Origin of the sequence: Sutterella massiliensis, from assembly GCF_016899755.1 — a bacterium.
GTDB lineage: Bacteria > Pseudomonadota > Gammaproteobacteria > Burkholderiales > Burkholderiaceae_F > Sutterella > Sutterella massiliensis.
Genome location: NZ_JACJJC010000060.1, coordinates 1 through 1597, shown reverse-complemented (window position 1 = coordinate 1597; position 1597 = coordinate 1). Strand labels below are relative to the sequence as shown.

The 1597-nt window shown below is 62.4% G+C and carries 2 protein-coding genes; both read right to left on the bottom strand.

Annotation, left to right across the window (positions count from 1 at the left end; translation table 11 throughout):
* Positions 1–564: type IV conjugative transfer system lipoprotein TraV (traV, locus tag H6A60_RS11180; RefSeq protein ID WP_205104628.1), on the bottom strand; the 564-nt coding region annotated here is incomplete at its 3' end.
* Between the two features lie 23 nt (positions 565–587).
* Positions 588–1597: TraB/VirB10 family protein (locus H6A60_RS14460; protein ID WP_205104626.1), on the bottom strand; the 1010-nt coding region annotated here is incomplete at its 5' end.

Genomic DNA, 1597 nt, shown 5'->3' with positions numbered 1-1597 from the left:
GCCGTCGTCCGTCTCGGTCTTCATGACCCAACGGCGCGGCTCGATTTCCGTGTAGACAAAACCCGGCGCCTGAAGGTCGCCGTTGGTGTCGACGTACGGTGCCACCCAGATGCGCATCACCTGCGAGGGCGTTCTGATCGGAACGGGCTTGTCGGGAAGTGCGGGCGTGTCGTAGTTGTTGACGAGTTCGTCGTCCGTGAAGGCAAGCGTCCTGCGCTCGGCGCTCTTTGCACGAGCCGCCGCTCGGTCGGCATCCTCCGCTTCGCCGTCCTTCGCAGCCGCATCTTCTCCGCTCGAGGCCAGCTCGGGATTGACATCTTCTGCCTTCACGCAGTCTTCGCAGTCCTCGTTGTAGGCGTCGCCCTTCTTCATGGGCGTCGGTACGACGCCGTTGTTCGTCGCCTCGTACACGTCTCGGGCGGATGCGCAGTAAATCGACCCCGGCATCCCGGAACAGGAGAACGCCTCTTCCCCCGTGTTGAGTGCGGAACACCCGGAAAGTGCGGCAGCACAGACCGCCGCGGCGACTGCCGAAGCAATGCGTCGGATTCTTTGCAGATTCATCGCTATGTTTCCCTATTTGTTGCTTACTTGGCCGCAGCGGGCTTCACGATCGGTTCGGTCGTGACCTTGAGGCGCGTACCGTTGATGACGATGACGTCGACCTGGCGGCCCGCATTGATTTCGACCACCGGAACCATTTGCTCGGCCAGATCCATGTAGAAGTCGGCCACGCGCTCGAGCGCGGCGGACGCACCCTTGGCAAGGCCGCCTTTGGCCGCGTCGCTCGACCAGTTCTGCTGGTAGAGCGTGTTGTTCGAGATGGAGTCGGTCTGAATGACGGGTACCGCGTCGTAGTCAAAGGCTTCGGCCATGCCGGAAGCGAAACCCGCGACAAGCGTTCTCGCGATCATCTGGCCCTGCTTCGAAACGAGACGGCCCTTCACGCCTTCCTTGCCGTCTTCGCCCACGACGTAAGAGTTGAGCTTCGTTTCGATCACGGCGCCGTCGCGACGAACGCAGGAGAGAACCTCGCCGCGCAGCTTCGCGCGCTCGCTCGAAAGTTCGCCGCGGCCGCCCACGAGCAGGAAGCACTCGCGGATGTCGGAGGTGAACTTGTTGGGCAGAATCGCTTCCTTCTGAATGCGGATGAGCGTGGGCGTGGGGTTTTCATAGGAGCCGCGCCCCGTCGGAAAGTCGCCGCCCGTGATGATCGTCCCCGTGATGATGGAACCTGCGGGGATGTACGCCACGGCGTCTTCGGGCGCGGTTTTCGCCTTTGTTGTCGGTGCGGGCTCCTCCTTGCGCGATTCGCTCACAACGGAAATGCGAAGCGGCGCCTTCTTCGGAGCGCTCTGCGCGCGCGTGCTGCTGCCCGGTCGATCGCCCGCCGCAGCGGTTGTCGTGTCGTATGCGAAGGGATTGCCTTCGATCGTGCCGTCGGACTTCACGCGCTCGCCCGCATGCTTCTCTCGGTTTGCACGCAAACGGTCTGAAATCGAGGAGCGGTCGCCTTTGCTCTCCCGATCCGCCTTTTCGTGCGCGGTCGACTTCTTGTCGGACGCTTCGGACGAATATCTGTCTCTTATACACATCT